The organism is Pseudomonas sp. SA233, assembly GCF_054792385.1.
This window is the reverse complement of sequence record NZ_CP096449.1, coordinates 286,626-301,468: the sequence shown is the minus strand read 5'-3', so window position 1 is coordinate 301,468 and position 14,843 is coordinate 286,626. Positions and strand designations below refer to the sequence as shown.

Here is a 14,843-nt window from a genome sequence, read left to right as displayed (position 1 = left end):
CGATGGACCCATGAAACACTCTCTACCCAGCCGCTACGCCTGCCTCGCCCTCTGCCTGCTGTTCACCTTCGCCAGCCTGCCGCTGCTACCCCAGCATGCCTGGCTGTGGCCGTTCACATTGATCACCGCGCTGCTCAGCCTGGTCGGCCTGAACGACCTGCGGCAAAGCCACCACGCCGTGCGCCGCAACTACCCGATCCTGGGCAACATCCGCTACCTGATCGAAACCATCCGCCCGGAAATCCGTCAGTACCTGATCGAGGGCGACGACGACAAGCTGCCGTTCTCCCGCTCGCAGCGTTCGCTGGTCTACGCCCGGGCCAAGAACGAAAGCGCCGAGAAGGCCTTCGGCACCCTCAACGATGCCTACAAGCCCGGCTTCGAGTTCATCAGCCATTCCATGCTGCCAGTGGCCACGCCAGACCCGGCATCGTTCCGCATCGCCATTGGCGGGCCGCAATGCCGCCTGCCCTATTCGGCATCGATCTTCAACATCTCGGCCATGAGCTTCGGCGCCCTCAGCGCCAACGCCATCGCTGCCCTGAACCGCGGTGCACGCATGGGCCGTTTTGCCCATGACACCGGCGAAGGCAGCATCAGCCCGTACCACCGCGAACATGGCGGTGACCTGATCTGGGAAATCGGCAGTGGCTACTTCGGCTGCCGCACCGAGGACGGCCGCTTCGACCCGCAGCGCTTCGCCGAGCAGGCGCGTTCGCCGCAGGTGAAGATGATCGAGATCAAGCTCAGCCAGGGCGCCAAGCCGGGCCACGGCGGCATCCTGCCGGGGCACAAGGTCAGCCCCGAAATTGCCGCAACCCGTGGCGTGCGCGTGGGCGAAGATTGCATCTCGCCAGCGGCGCACAGTGCCTTCCGCACGCCAGTCGAGTTGCTGCAGTTCGTGGCCAGCCTGCGCGAGCTGTCGGGCGGCAAGCCGGTGGGGTTCAAATTCTGCCTGGGCCACCCTTGGGAGTTCATGGGCATTGCCAAGGCCATGCTGGCCACTGGCATCACTCCGGACTTCATCGTCGTCGATGGCAAGGAAGGCGGCACCGGGGCGGCGCCACGCGAGTTCAGCGACAACATGGGCGTGCCGATGCGCGAGGGCCTGATGTTCGTGCACAACACCCTGGTCGGCCTGAACCTGCGCGCCGGCATCCGCATTGGCGCGGCGGGCAAGATCGTCAGCGCCTTCGACATCGCCAGCGTGCTGGCCATCGGGGCGGACTGGGTCAACTCCGCGCGCGGCTTCATGTTCGCCATTGGCTGCATCCAGTCGCAGAGCTGCCATACCAACAAATGCCCGACCGGCGTGGCCACGCAAGACCCGCTGCGCCAGCGCGCCCTGGTGGTGCCGGACAAGGCCGAGCGGGTGGCCAGCTTCCACCGCAACACGCTGCATACGTTGGCCGAAATGTTGGCTGCCGCGGGCCTGGAACACCCTTCGGAGCTCAAGCCCAAGCACCTGGCGCGGCGTATCAGCCCTAGCGAAATCGGGCTGTTCTCGGACCTGCACACGTTCCTCAAACCGGGCGAATTGCTCAGTGGCTCGATTGAAAGCGAGTTTTATGCGCGGATGTGGCGGATGGCGCGTAGTGACAGCTTTGCGCCGGAGACTGGGGAGGGAGAGGTGAAGGTTGCTGGTGTGCGGCGCAGGGAAGTGGTGGAGACGGCTTGAAAGCCGGGGGCCGCTTTGCGGCCCTTTCGCGACACAAGGCCGCTCCTACAGGAGTACGCAATCTCATGTAGGAGCGGCCTTGTGTCGCGATGGGCTGCAAAGCAGCCCCTAGGCCATCAGATCAGGATCAGAAGATGCTGATCGGGTACTCGACGAATACGCGGACTTCGTTGCCGTCGTCGTTGTAACCGTTCTGCTGCACGGCGTTGTTGGTACGCACGAACGAGCTACGCAGCTTGATCGACAGGTCCTTGGCCGGGCCGTCCTGCACCACGTAACGGATCTGGTTGAAGATCTCGCGCTCTTTACCTTCACCGAAGCCCTGCGGGTTGTCGACGTTGCGGGTGTTGATGTTGTCACCCACCACGTAGGCCAGCTTGTAGGTCAGGCCCGGGATGCCGTAGGCACCGAAGTCCAGGCCGTAGCCCAGCTGCCAGGAGCGCTCGTCTTCGGCGTTGAAGTCGGACCAGTACGAGTTGGCCAGGTAGATGGTCGAACCACCGTCACCCACGCCACCCTCGTTCTGGTACCAGCCGTAGTTGTAGCCGGTGCTGCCGGTGCTGCGCTGGTGGGCGATGGTGAACGAGTGCGCACCGAACGCGTAGGTCGCTGCCAGGCTCCAGATGGTGTTGGAGTCGCCGTTGAGTTTGGCGCTCTTGACGAACTTGTTGTCGATGTCCGACTTGTAGCCGTTGAAGTCCAGGGTCAGGGACTGGTCGTTGGCAATCGGGAAGACATAGTTCAGGCCCAGGTAGTGCTTCTTCATCACGTCTTCGTTGTCGGCGGTGTACAGCGAAGCGGTGAAGTTGTCGGTGAACTTGTAGCTACCACCAAGGACGTTGATCGACTTCAGGCCACCACCGTCACGGCGCTCGGCGCTCTTGCGCGCTTCCTGGGTGAAGCGGCCGGCGTTCAGTTCCAGGCCCTGGATCTCTTTGGAGGTGATCAGGGTACCGGTGAAGCTTTCTGGCAGCAGACGGGCGTCGTCGTACTGCAGCACTGGCAGTGCCGGCATCTGGTCACCGTACTTGAGCACGGTGTTGGAGATGCGGAACTTCACTGCAGCGCCACCACGGGCCAGGTTGTGCGGCGAGTTGGCGTTGCCGTTCTCGTCCTTGAAGTCCGAAGGCTTGAAGAAGTCGACACCGGCGCCACCGTTGTGGCCCTTGCCGCCGTCCAGACGCACGGCGTACAGGCCGAATGCATCGACGCCGACACCGACGGTGCCCTGGGTGAAGCCGGAGGAGAAGTTGGCGATGACGCCCTGGCCCCATTCGATCTGGTCGTCGGTGCCGTGCTTCTTGTCACGATTGATGTAGGCGTTGCGCAGCAGGACGTTGGCGTGGCTGTCCTCGATGAAGCCTTTGCTGTCGGCCTGATCATTGGCCTGTGCCTGGGTCGCGGCGATCATCGCCAGGGCGACCAGGCTGATCCTGGTTTTCAACATGTTGTTTTCCTTATTTCTTAATCAAAAACGCTCTGCAATATGACGCCAGGAACCAACGCCCCTTCGTAGGTTCGACGCTATGCGGATCCAGACTGGAAGGCCTGCCGGTAATCACACGGCGGCCTCTGGCAGCAGCATGGCCAAGATCATGGCCAGCAGGCGTTGGCCGAATCCTAGCCGTGTGCGATTACAAATGTCAAAAAGTCGTGAAATGCAGGTTGATATAACCAAAATCGCGCGCTTGCCTGGTGCATTTCCATGTAAGTTTGCGCTATCAGCGGACAATTTATCTTGTGTGGGAAATAGCCTTTTGATCGAACGGACAATTTTCCTGTCAGGGCGCCTTCGCAGCGCAAGGCTGCTCCTACAAGGAAACGCGGGGCGGCAGAAACCGTAACAAACTGACACAGATGTAATGACAAGCCTTTACAAATACTCAAGCAATAGCAAATAACAAGCATTACCATCCGCATCTCTTTTTCACCTGCTCGATCCGGATGTGCCCATGCTTGTACCCTGCCGTCTTTCACCCCTGACGCTTGGCCTGTCGCTGCTGTTCGGCGCCGGCTTGGCCAGTGCCGCCACCACCACCCTGCCGGAACTGTCGGTAACCGCCGACAGTGAACGCGAAGAGGACAACCCGCGGGTCAAGGAGGTAAGCACCGCGACCCGCACCTCGACGCCAGTACGCTATGTGCCGCAGGCCATCGACACGGTGAAGACCGTCAACGTGCTGGATTACGGCAGCAACACCCTGGGCAAGGCGCTGGAAGGCATCCCCAACGTCAGCAGCGGTGCCGACACCCGCTTCGACAGCGTGCGCATCCGCGGCTTCGAAGCCAGCAACGACTTCTACCTGGACGGCATTCGCGACGACAGCCAGTACATCCGCGACCTGCATAACATCGAGCGGGTCGAAGTGCTCAAGGGGCCGGCAGCGGTGCTTTATGGCCGTGGCAGCCAGGGCGGTATCGTCAACCGGGTGAGCAAGGCGCCGGAGCACGGCCGCCGTTCGAGCATCGAGGCGCAGGCCGGCAGCGAAGACCTGCGCAGCCTGTATGCCGACCTCAGTGCCGACCCCGGCGACACCGTCAGCCTGCGCCTGAACATGGGCAACCAGGACAACAACAGCTTCCGCGACGGCATCGACGGCAGCCGCCAGCTGTTCGCCCCGTCGATCAGTTGGCAGGTCACCCCCGACCTGAACTGGCTGGTGCAATACGAATACAGCCGCTACAACCGTACCCCGGACCGTGGCATCCCCGGGGTCAACGGCCGCCCGGCCGATGTCGGCCGCAGCACCACTTATGGCGACACACAGCGCGACTATATCGACGACCGCGCCCAGTCGCTGCGCTCGCGCCTGAACTATCAGCTGAACGAAACCTGGCAGTTGCGCCATACCCTGGGCCTGTTCAAGCTCGACAGTGAGTTCGACAACACCTACGTCACGGGCTACGACGCCAGCACCGACACCTTGACCCGCCAGCGCTGGCAGCAGGACCTGAACACCCGCAATCTGTTCAACACCCTGGAGGCCGAGGGCGACTTCGACACCCTGGGCCTGGAGCACAAGCTGTTGCTGGGCCTGGAGTTCGGCAACCAGAAGCGCGACCCGGTGCTGTACAAAGCGGTCGACCAGAAACTGCAGGGCCTGGGCAAGCCCGGCCGCAACCAGCAGCTCAATGGCCCAATGACGTTGTTTAGTGACAACCATACCGTGGTCGATAGCCGCGGCCTTTATCTGCAAGACCAGATCCGCCTGAACGATCAGTGGCAGGTTCTTGCCGGCGTACGCTTCGACCAGTTCGACGTGCAGACCACCAACAAGGATGGCGTACGCGAGACACAGGACAGCAACAGCACCAGCCCACGCCTGGGTGTGGTCTATACTCCGTGGCGCGACCATTCGTTCTACGCCTCGTGGAGCAAGACCTTCTCGCCGGTTGGCGGCGGGCTGATCGGCATCACCCCAGGCGCAAAAGGCAACGGTAACGACGCCAAGCCGGAAGAAACCCGTCAGAAGGAAATCGGCGTGAAGAGCGACTGGCTCGACCAGCGCCTGACCACCACCCTGGCCATCTACGAGCTGGAGCTGTACAACCGCCGCACCCGCGACCCGCTTGTCCCGGAAAACATCTTGCTCAGCGGCATGCAGCGTTCGCGCGGTATCGAGCTGACCGCCACCGGCAACATCGTTGGCAACTGGTACGTGCGCGGTAGCATCGGCCTGCAGGACGCGACCATCGTCAAGGACAACAACGGCCAGGAAGGCAACCGCATCAATGACGTGGCCAAGCGCAACGGCAGCCTGTTCGTGACCTGGAAACCGGAACTGGGCTGGTACGCCGAAACCGGCCTGACGTTGGTAGGCGAGCGTTATGCGGACAACCAGAACACCACGGTGCTGCCGGGGTATGGCCGCTGGGATGCACTGGCGGGGTACCGCACGCATGACTGGGATGTGCGGGCGGCGCTGAGCAATATCGCCGACAAGACCTATTACAGCTCGGCAACCAGTGCGGCGCAGATCCAGGTGGGTGACCCGCGCAGCCTGGTGGTGACTGGCAGCTACAGCTTCTGATCTTTATTGCCTATGCCGGCCTCTTCGCGGCTAAAGCCGCTCCCACAGGTACCCCACATGTATCGAGCCCAGTGGGGTACCTGTGGGAGCGGCTTTAGCCGCGAAGGGGCCAGCACAGGTTGAAGCAATCGATCAGTGCCACACCGCCATCAGCGCCTGCATTTCTGCTTCGCTGATCAGCCCTTGGGGGTATCGTCCGGCAAGCAGACGTCGTGGGTCGGTCGTCCTGACCCTGATGCTTCCATGGTGTTTCAACCACTTCGCCACAAGCCTGAGCGATTGGTGATTCACTGCCGATGGGCGCAAAGCCGACTCACTTGCTGCGTTCATTTCTACACGTACTCCCTGGCCCGTGAGCGGCTAATCTACGTAAGGATTGTTACAGGTCCGAGAGCGCGGCATGGCCGAGCTATCTCACTGAAAACAATACAAAACTTATGCCAGCACCAGCCTGCGGACGGCCCTCGCGAATAAAAAAGGCCCGTCATGACGGGCCTCTTGATTCACCGTGCGCTCAACGCTTGACCGGTGCCGGTTGCTGCTGGGTCAGGCAGTGGATGTTGCCACCGCCCAACAGCAGCTCACGACCAGGGATCATCACCACCTCATGGTCGGGGAAGATCTTAGCCAGGATCGCTCTGGCCTCGGCATCTGCCGGGTCGTCGAAGCTAGGCGCGATGATGCCGCCGTTGACGATCAGGAAGTTCACGTACGAGCCGGCCAGGCGCACCGATGGGTCACGCTCCTGGCTGCCTGCCACCTGATCGACCCCGGCACACTCTTCGGCAGTAGCGAACAGCGGGCCCGGGATCGGCATTTTGTGCACGATGAACTCGCGGCCCTTGGCATCGCGGGTGTTCTTCAGCACCTCCATGGCGGCATGGCAGCGTGCATAGTTGGGGTCGTTGGAATCATCGGTCCAGGCCAGTAACACTTCGCCCGGGCGCACGTAACAGCAGAAGTTGTCGACATGGCCATCGGTCTCGTCGTTGTACAGGCCATCCGGCAGCCAGACCACGGTGTCCACCGCCAGATGATCGCGCAGCACCGCTTCGATCTGCTCGCGGTTCAGGTGCGGGTTGCGGTTGCGATTGAGCAGGCATTCTTCGGTAGTAATCACCGTGCCTTCGCCATCCACGTGGATTGAGCCGCCCTCGAGCACGAAGCCTTCGGTGTGGTAGCGCTGGCAGCGCTCCATTTCCAGGACCTTGGCCGCCAACTCCTCGTCACGGTTCCACGGTGCGTACAGGCCGCCGTCGAAGCCGCCCCAGGCATTGAAGCCCCAGTCCACACCACGCACTTCACCCTGGTCGTTGATGACGAAGGTCGGGCCGGTGTCACGCACCCAGGCATCGTCATTGCTGATCTCGACCACGCGAATGTTCGGCTGGTCGAGCTGGCGGCGGGCATTCTCGTACTGGCCAGCGGAAACCGCGACGGTTACCGGCTCGAAGCGGGCAATGGCCTTGGCCAGGGTCACATGGGCAGCCTGCGCCGGCTTGCCGCCAAGGCGCCAGTTGTCCGGGCGCTCCGGCCAGACCATCCACACCTGGGTTTGCGGGGCCCACTCGGCGGGCATGTGGAAACCATCGGCACGGGGAGTGGAGTTGAGGGTTTTCATGATTGACCTCTGTGATGGCCCTGAGCCGGACTGTGCTGGGGCGTTTGTCAATTTATAACCGATATATATCGATATTTGAAGCCCGATAATCGGGAAAATCACGAGCAAGCAAGGGAATTAAATCGATAACAATCGATACACCCCCAACCTTGACCGAGGAGCAAAACGGCACGACATCTACCATAGCCAACCCTTGTGAATGCCGTTGAAGCCCGAGGCGGAAAAAACGGCCAGACCGGCTAGGGTCAATACATGAGCAGAACGGGCCAGCGAACCGCCATGAACATCATCCCTACCGCGATCCCTGAAGTACTGATCATCGAGCCGAAGGTTTTCGGTGACAGCCGTGGTTTTTTCTTCGAGGCATTCAACGCCCGTGAGTTCGCCCGGCAAACCGGCGTGAATGTCCAATTCGTCCAGGACAACCACTCGCGCTCCATCAAGGGTGTGCTGCGTGGCCTGCACTACCAGGTGGAAAACACTCAAGGCAAGCTGGTGCGCGTGGTGCAGGGGGAAATCCGTGATATTGCCGTGGACGTGCGCAAGAGCTCGCCAACCTTCGGCCAATGGGTCGCGGTGCAGCTGTCGGCCGACAATCATCGCCAGTTATGGATTCCACCCGGCTTTGCCCACGGCTTTGCGGTGATGAGCGAGTCGGCCGAGTTCCTCTACAAGACCACCGACTACTACAACCCGGGCGCCGACCGCTGCATCCGCTGGGATGACCCGACGCTGGCCATCGATTGGGGGCTGCAGCAGCCACCGGTGCTGTCGGACAAGGACAAGCTCGGCCTGCCGCTGGCAGAAGCGGAACTGCTGCCTTAACTAGCGCATAATTGCGGCAGACTTTTCTGGCGCATTTACGTGATGATTGCAAAACCCACGCCCCCACGCCGTCCCCGCTGGCGCAGCCTGGCCCTGTTGGCCGTGTGCCTGGTCCCGTTATTGTGGCCCCTGCATCACCTGGCCGAACGTTACTACCAGGAAGAACTGGCCTCGCAGAACCGCCAGACCCTCGACCTGTACGTCGCCAACCTGCTCGGTACCCTGCACCGCTATGAAACCCTGCCACAGATACTCGGCGACCTGCCGGCGCTGCGCGGGGTGCTGGCCGACCCGTTCCGCCTGGAGGCAGTGACCAATGCCAACCGCCTGCTCAAGGACATCGTCCAGCAGACCGGCGCCGAGGTGATGTACCTGATGGACGTCAGCGGCAATACCCTGGCTGCCTCCAACTGGGACAAGCGCGACAGCTTCGTCGGCCGCAACTTCGCCTTCCGCCCCTACTTCAACGAAGCCATGGCCGGCCGCCTGGGGCGCTTCTTTGGCCAGGGCACCACATCGGCCAAGCGCGGTTACTTCTTCGCCGCCGCCGTGCGAGACCGTGAACGCATCGTTGGCGTACTGGTAGTCAAGGTCGACCTCGACCACACCGAAACCCTGTGGGGCCGCACCCCCGAGCAGCTGTTGCTGACCGACCACAATGGCGTGGTCATCCTGACCTCGCGGCCCGACTGGCGCTTCCGCGCGACCCGCGCGCTGACCGAGGCCGAGCGCCAGGCCATCATCGCCATCCAGCCCTACCCGACCCAGGCCCCGCAACCGCTGGTACTCAACCCGGACGCCTGGATCAGCCAGACCCGCGACATCAAGGAAACCGGATGGCAGGTCAGCATCCTCGCCCCGCGCATGCTGGTCGACCGTTCGGTGCAAACCGTCATGGCCATCGGCGCTGGCACCCTGCTGGTGCTGATACTGCTGGCCGGCCTGGTGATGCAGCGGCGCCGTCACTACATCGACCGCATCGACTTCGAGGCACGCGGCCGCCAGGAACTGGAAAAACGCGTGGCCGAGCGCACCGCCGACCTCGAAGGCCTGAACACCCGGCTCAAGAGCGCCGTACTGGAGCGTGAGAACGCCCAACAGGAGGCGGTGCGCGCCCAGGACGAACTGGTGCAGGCCGGCAAGCTGTCGGTGCTCGGCACCATGTCGGCCAGCATCAGCCACGAACTCAACCAGCCGCTGGCCGCCATCCGCAGCTACGCGGAAAACGCCGAGATCCTGCTCGACCACCAGCGTACCGAAGACGCCCGTGGCAACCTCAAGCTGATCGGCGAGCTGACCGGGCGCATGGCCTCGATCATCGCCCACCTGCGCGCCTTCGCCCGCCGTGACCGCCATGCCCCGGAGAGCGTGGCCTTGCAGCCGGCCCTGGACGACGCCCTGGCGCTGCTGGCCAAGCGCCGCCGGGCGATGGCCGTGGAGCTGATCCGCGACCTGCCGGAAGCCACCTTGTGGGTACAGGCCGGCGAGACCCGCCTGCGCCAGGTGCTCGGCAACCTGCTGGCCAATGCCCTCGACGCCCTGACCGAAAAAGCCAACCCGCGCCGCCTGTGGCTAAGTGCCGAACAGCGCGATGACTGCGTCTACCTGTACATTCGCGACAACGGCCCCGGCTTCAGCCGCCAGGCCCTGGAGCACGCCAAGGAGCCGTTCTTCACCACCAAGACCCGCACCCAGGGCCTGGGCCTGGGTCTGGCCATCTGCGAAAGCCTGATGCGCGCCCTGGGCGGTGAACTGCTGCTGGCCAACCACCCGGAGGGTGGCGCACTGCTGACCCTGCAGCTGCGTGTGGCCGCGCCTGGCGCTACTTTGCCCAATTCGGAGGACCCCTCGGCATGACCACCGAGACACTGATCGACAGCCGAGCCCAGGTCATCCTGGTCGATGATGATCCGCACTTGCGCCAGGCCCTGAGCCAGACCCTGGACCTGGCCGGGCTCAAGGTGGTCGCCCTGGCCGATGCCCAGGGCCTGGCCGAACGCATCGAGGCCGACTGGCCCGGGGTGGTGGTCAGCGACATCCGCATGCCGGGTATCGATGGCCTGCAGCTGCTGGAACAACTGCACGGCCGTGACAACGAGCTGCCGGTATTGCTGATCACCGGCCACGGTGATGTGCCGCTGGCGGTGCAGGCAATGCGCGCCGGGGCTTATGACTTCCTGGAAAAACCCTTTGCCAGCGACGCCCTGCTGGACAGCGTGCGCCGCGCCCTGGCCCTGCGCCGCCTGGTGCTGGACAACCGCAGCTTGCGCCTGGCCCTGAGCGACCGCCAGCAACTGGCCACCCGCCTGGTGGGCCAGTCGCCGTCCATGCAGCGCTTGCGCGAGCAGATCGGCGCCTTGGCCGGCACTCGCGCCGACGTGCTGATCCTGGGTGAGACCGGTGCCGGCAAAGAGGTGGTGGCCCGCGCCCTGCACGACCTGTCCAGCCGCCGCGACGGGCCGTTCGTGGCGATCAACGCCGGCGCACTCGCCGAGTCGGTGGTCGAAAGCGAGCTGTTCGGCCATGAGCCCGGGGCGTTCACCGGCGCGCAGAAACGCCGCATCGGCAAGTTCGAGTTCGCCAACGGCGGCACGCTGTTCCTCGACGAAATCGAGAGCATGAGCCTGGATGTGCAGGTGAAACTGCTGCGCATGCTTCAGGAACGGGTGGTCGAGCGCTTGGGTGGCAACCAGCTGATCCCGCTGGACATCCGCATCATCGCCGCGACCAAGGAGGACCTGCGCCAGTCCGCTGACCAAGGGCGGTTCCGCGCCGATTTGTATTACCGCCTGAACGTGGCGCCGCTGCGTATTCCACCGCTGCGCGAACGCGGCGATGACATCCTGGTGCTTTTCCAGCACTTCGCCGACGCCGCCAGCGAGCGCCATGGCCTGCCGCCACACGCCCTGCAACCGGCCCAGCGCGCCATGCTGCTGCGTCACGACTGGCCCGGTAACGTACGCGAGCTGCAGAACGCCGCCGAGCGTTTCGCCCTTGGCCTGGAACTGGCTCTGGACGGCCAGGCGCCGCCTGCGGCAATGCCTTCGGTACCGATGCCGAGCGGCAACCTCAGCGAACAGGTCGAGCAATTCGAGCGCTCGCTGATCGCTGCCGAACTGGCCCAGCCACACAGCTCCATGCGCAGCCTGGCCGAGGCGCTGGGCATCCCCCGCAAAACCTTGCACGACAAGCTGCGCAAGCATGGCTTGAGCTTCGATGGCGGTAGCGGCGGGCATGACGATCAAGAGGACAACCGTTAATGAACACCGATAGCCAGTACCTGCAGACCGTCCTGCACGGCGACATCCCCCTGACCCGCGAAATGGGCCTGGAAGTGCTCGATTGGCAGCAGCACACCCTGCGCCTGCAATTGCCGCTGGCGGCCAACGTCAACCACAAGAGCACCATGTTCGGCGGTAGCCTGTACTGCGCCGCAGTGCTGGTGGGCTGGGGCTGGCTGCACCTGCGCCTGCGCGAGTCGGGTATCGATGACGGGCATATCGTCATCCAGGAAGGGCAGATCAGTTATCCGCTGCCGGTTACCGGGGCGGCGGTGGCGCGCTGTGCGCCGCCGGATGAGAAGACCTGGGAGCGGTTCCTGACCATGTACCAGCGGCGCGGGCGGGCACGGTTGACGCTGGAGACCACGGTGAGCAATGCCGGTAGTGACGAGCCTGCTGTTACCTTCAGCGGCCAATACGTGCTGCACCGCTGAAACCAATGGACTGTCGCGACTCCTGTAGGAGCGGCCTTGTGTCGCGATCGGGCCGCGAAGCGGCCCCGGCAATTAATGCGGCAATGCTGAAACCCTGGGGCCGCGCTGCGGCCCGATCGCGACACAAGGCCGCTCCTACACGATCATGTCCGCCTGTCAGATCAGGCTCAGGAAGGCTTGACGCCACACAGCATTTGCCGGCAACGCCAGGAAATGCGGGTTGAGCAACGACTCCCGCGCCGGGTACCGGAACGGCAAGCCATCCAGCCCGATTACCTCCCCACCAGCCCCTTCCACCACCCCCTGCGCCGCCGCGGTATCCCACTGCGAGGTCGGTGCCAGGCGGGGATAGCAATCGGCGCTGCCCTCGGCCAACAGGCAGAATTTCAACGAACTGCCGATATTGGCCAGCTCCAGTTCCCCCAACGCAGCCCCCAACCCGGCCAACAGCGCTTCCTGTTCCGGGCTGGAATGGCGACGGCTGGCAACCACGGTGAAACGCCCATCTGCCGGCGGCGCGTCGCGAACCTGGATCGGCTGCGGAGCCTCACCCGCTTCCGCACGCCAGGCGCCCAACCCACGCCCACCGAAGTAGCAGCGCCCGTTGGTCGGCATGGATACCACGCCGAACACCACCTCGCCGTTTTCGACCAGGGCGATGTTGACCGTGAACTCCTCGCTGCCGGCGATGAATTCCTTGGTGCCGTCCAGCGGGTCGACCAGCCACCAGCGGCCCCAGCCCTGACGCTCGGCCAGCGGAATGTTGCAATCCTCTTCAGACAGCACCGGGATCTGCGGCGCCAGCGCCAGCAGGCCATCGGCAATCACCCGGTGCGCCGCCAGGTCGGCGGCGGTGACCGGTGAATCGTCGGCCTTGTTGGTCACGGCCACATCGGCGCGCCAGAACGGCAAGATCGCCTCGCCCGCCAACAGGGCCAGCTTGACCACTTCGTGCATCAGTTGCAGGTCGTTCATGCTTCCAGCAGCCCCCGCTGAATCAGCAGGTCACGCGCCAGGTACAGCGCCGCCAAGGCACGCCCCTCGGTGAACTGTGGGTGCATGGCCAGGGCCGAGAGCTCGCGCAGGTTAACCTTGTCGACCCGCATCGGCTCCGGCTCATCGCCCTCCAGGCGCTCCTCGTACAGGTCGCTGGCCAGCACCACCTGGATCTTCTGGCTCATGTAGCCCGGCGACAGCGACAGCTCGGTAAGGTGCTCCAGCTGGCGAGCGCCATAGCCGGCTTCTTCCTTGAGCTCCCGGTCGGCTGCCGCCAGCACGTCCTCGCCCGGCTCGATCAGGCCTTTGGGCAACGACAGCTCGTATTCGTCGGTGCCGCCGCAGTATTCCTCCACCAGCACCGCGTGCTCGGCATCGAGCATGGCCACGATCATCACCGCCCCATAACCATTACCCCGGCCCACCAGGCGCTCGTAGGTACGCTCGTTGCCATTGCTGAAGCGCAATTGCACGGCTTCGACGCGAAACAGGCGGCTGCTGGCGACTATTTCGCGGCTGAGGACGGTGGGTTTCTGGCGCATGGGGCGGCTCCTTGGCGTGAACGGGTTACTATACCGTGGCTTGCCGACTGATCGAGAGTTTCCCATGCCTGTTCTTCCCTGGTCCGCCATCGATACCGTCCTGCTGGACATGGATGGCACCCTGCTCGACCTGCATTACGACAACCGCTTCTGGCTGGACCACCTGCCCCAGCGCTATGCCGAGCTGCACGGGGTGAGCCGGGCCATGGCGGAAATGGAACTGCAGCCGCTGTTCGAACGCAATGCCGGCACGCTTAACTGGTATTGCCTGGACTTCTGGAGCCGCGAACTGCGGCTGCCGATCCGTGAGCTGAAACAGGAAATCGCCGACCTGATCGCCCTGCGCCCGGATGCCGACACTTTCCTTGCTGCGATCCGCGACGCGGGCAAGCGCGTGGTGATGATCACCAATGCGCACCGGGATTCGCTGTCACTGAAGCTGGAGCGGGTGGAGCTGGCGCCGTACTTCGAACGGCTGATCAGCTCGCATGACTACGGCTACCCGAAGGAAAGCCCGCAGTTCTGGGATGCATTGCAGGCGGACATCGGCTTTGAACCGGAGCGCAGCCTGTTCATTGATGACACCTTGGCGATTCTGCGCAGTGCGCGACGGTTTGGCGTGGGGCATCTGCTGGCGGTGCGCCAGCCGGATAGCCAGGCCGGGCCGCGCGATACCGAAGAGTTTGCGGCGGTCGAGGATTACCGGGAATTATTGGTAGGCCTGTGAGGGCCCTTTCGCGGGTAAACCCGCTCCCACAGGATCACCACAGGTCTGAACTGTGTGCGATCCCTGTGGGAGCGGGTTTACCCGCGAAGAGGCCGGTACAGGCTGCAGAGATCAGTCAGGAATACGCAGCACCTGCCCCGGATAGATCTTGTCCGGGTGCTTGAGCATCGGTTTGTTGGCCTCGAAGATCTTCTGGTACTTGTTGGGGTCGCCATACACCTTCTTCGAAATCGCGCTCAACGTATCCCCCTTCTCCACCGTCACGAACCGCGCAGCCTGGGCCACCGGCCCGATCACGGTGATCTGGTCATCCACACTGGCAACGCCTGCGACGTTACCCGCCGCCAGGATGATCTTCTCCTTCTCCTCCTGGCTGGCCACCTCACCCTTGAGGATGATCGTGTCTCCCTCTACAGTGGCCGTGATATTCGGGTTGCCCAGGCCGACACTTTCCACGTGTTTCTTCAGTTGCTCTTCGGCATTGGCATTGCCGGGGGTCAGCAGGTCGATCAACTTCTCGCCCGCTTCCTTGACGAAACTGAACAAGCTCATAGCGCTCTCCTTGTTGGCGAAACCTCGGACACAGCAGTCTAGGCCAGCTTTTCCCCTGGCGCCCCATGCGACCAATCGACGCGGTCTATCAAGGCATAGACCCTAGCGATTAGACGCCGCCGGCCCGCACGCCTAGGCTTGTGCTATCTGAAAGTT

At 63.4% G+C, this 14,843-nt stretch carries 12 protein-coding genes; 7 read left to right on the top strand and 5 right to left on the bottom strand.

All coding sequences use genetic code 11. The features are described from left to right. Positions 1-10 precede the first annotated feature (10 nt). Positions 11-1,678 carry an FMN-binding glutamate synthase family protein gene (locus M1D87_RS01365; protein ID WP_123085086.1) on the top strand — a complete coding sequence of 556 codons (1,668 nt, stop codon included), beginning with the start codon at positions 11-13 and terminating at the stop codon, positions 1,676-1,678. 127 nt (positions 1,679-1,805) lie between these two features. On the opposite strand, the gene M1D87_RS01360 is transcribed toward M1D87_RS01365, so the two are convergent. Further along, complete coding sequence (locus M1D87_RS01360) at positions 1,806-3,125, bottom strand: OprD family porin (RefSeq protein WP_015268619.1); 1,320 nt, start codon at positions 3,123-3,125, stop codon at positions 1,806-1,808. A 505-nt stretch (positions 3,126-3,630) separates the two neighbouring features. Between M1D87_RS01360 and M1D87_RS01355 the strand changes: the two genes are divergently transcribed. After that, complete coding sequence (locus tag M1D87_RS01355) at positions 3,631-5,709, top strand: TonB-dependent receptor (protein WP_123085087.1); 2,079 nt, start codon at positions 3,631-3,633, stop codon at positions 5,707-5,709. Positions 5,710-6,223: 514 nt separating this feature from the next. On the opposite strand, the gene aguA is transcribed toward M1D87_RS01355, so the two are convergent. Beyond that, the gene (gene aguA / locus M1D87_RS01350; RefSeq protein ID WP_039614238.1) at positions 6,224-7,330 is read right to left on the bottom strand and encodes an agmatine deiminase; all 1,107 of its coding nucleotides are present in this window, start codon (positions 7,328-7,330) and stop codon (positions 6,224-6,226) included. Between the two features lie 279 nt (positions 7,331-7,609). On the opposite strand from aguA, the gene rfbC reads away from it, so the two are divergent. Genes rfbC through M1D87_RS01330 form a run of 4 tightly spaced genes read left to right on the top strand, consistent with a single transcriptional unit; the run spans position 7,610 to position 11,870 of the window. Beyond that, complete coding sequence (rfbC, locus tag M1D87_RS01345; RefSeq protein ID WP_013970471.1) at positions 7,610-8,155, top strand: dTDP-4-dehydrorhamnose 3,5-epimerase; 546 nt, start codon at positions 7,610-7,612, stop codon at positions 8,153-8,155. Between the two features lie 42 nt (positions 8,156-8,197). Beyond that, positions 8,198-10,012, top strand: coding sequence for a sensor histidine kinase (locus tag M1D87_RS01340; RefSeq protein WP_102083348.1), 1,815 nt, complete (start codon positions 8,198-8,200; stop codon positions 10,010-10,012). Next, on the top strand, positions 10,009-11,415 hold the full coding sequence (locus M1D87_RS01335) for a sigma-54-dependent transcriptional regulator (RefSeq protein WP_015268614.1): 1,407 nt from the start codon (positions 10,009-10,011) through the stop codon (positions 11,413-11,415). Before M1D87_RS01340 ends, M1D87_RS01335 begins: the two co-directional genes overlap by 4 nt. Beyond that, the gene (locus M1D87_RS01330) at positions 11,415-11,870 is read left to right on the top strand and encodes a thioesterase domain-containing protein (protein ID WP_015268613.1); all 456 of its coding nucleotides are present in this window, start codon (positions 11,415-11,417) and stop codon (positions 11,868-11,870) included. The genes M1D87_RS01335 and M1D87_RS01330 overlap by 1 nt, the downstream gene beginning before the upstream one ends. 156 nt (positions 11,871-12,026) lie before the next feature. On the opposite strand, the gene cysQ is transcribed toward M1D87_RS01330, so the two are convergent. After that, entirely contained in the window at positions 12,027-12,845 is an 819-nt protein-coding gene (gene cysQ, locus M1D87_RS01325; RefSeq protein WP_123085088.1) for a 3'(2'),5'-bisphosphate nucleotidase CysQ, read from the bottom strand. Next, on the bottom strand, positions 12,842-13,408 hold the full coding sequence (gene nudE, locus M1D87_RS01320; RefSeq protein ID WP_013970466.1) for an ADP compounds hydrolase NudE: 567 nt from the start codon (positions 13,406-13,408) through the stop codon (positions 12,842-12,844). Before nudE ends, cysQ begins: the two co-directional genes overlap by 4 nt. Positions 13,409-13,472: 64 nt before the next feature. Between nudE and yrfG the strand changes: the two genes are divergently transcribed. After that, positions 13,473-14,135, top strand: a complete 663-nt coding sequence (yrfG, locus tag M1D87_RS01315) for a GMP/IMP nucleotidase (RefSeq protein WP_003257447.1) — start codon at positions 13,473-13,475, stop codon at positions 14,133-14,135. 111 nt (positions 14,136-14,246) lie between these two features. On the opposite strand, the gene lysM is transcribed toward yrfG, so the two are convergent. Then, positions 14,247-14,687 carry a peptidoglycan-binding protein LysM gene (gene lysM, locus M1D87_RS01310; RefSeq protein ID WP_061550688.1) on the bottom strand — a complete coding sequence of 147 codons (441 nt, stop codon included), beginning with the start codon at positions 14,685-14,687 and terminating at the stop codon, positions 14,247-14,249. Between the last annotated feature and the right edge of the window lie 156 nt (positions 14,688-14,843).